At 75.4% G+C, this 447-nt stretch carries 1 protein-coding gene; it reads right to left on the reverse strand.

Annotated features, from left to right (window positions below; genetic code table 11):
* Positions 1 to 447, reverse strand: a 447-nt coding sequence (locus AE652_RS42670) for an FUSC family protein (RefSeq protein ID WP_049661740.1), incomplete at both ends; no start/stop codon positions are given.

Below are 447 nucleotides of genomic sequence, written 5' to 3' on the forward strand. Positions count from 1 at the left end.
AGACCGGTGAGCGCGCCGACGCAGGTGTCCAGCCAGCGGTCGGCGACCAGCGTCCCGGCCGGCTGCGGGCCCGCGAACTCCGTCATCAGCAGCGCCATCGGGGTCACGAAGACCGTCGCCAGCCAGTAGCTGCGGGCGATCGTCGCCTCGGCCCCGAACTGGCAGAGCAGCCCGAGCCCGATCAGCGCCACCGGGCCCGAGTGGGCGACGGGCAGCGCGGCGGTGAACAGCAGCAGGCCGAGCAGGTTGCCCAGCACCCGCTGCAGCGCGCGCTGCCAGGACAGCGTGCTGTTGGCCTGGAACACCGAGGCGGCGGTGACCACCGCCCAGTACGGCCGGCCGACGCCGAGCGCCAGCGAGAGCCACCCGGCGGCGGCGCAGCCGACCGCGACCCGCAGCGCGATCGGCAGCAGCGCCGCGACCTCACCCGGCTCGACCCGGAAACCC

Origin of the sequence: Kitasatospora sp. MY 5-36, from assembly GCF_001182915.1 — a bacterium.
Lineage (GTDB): Bacteria > Actinomycetota > Actinomycetes > Streptomycetales > Streptomycetaceae > Kitasatospora.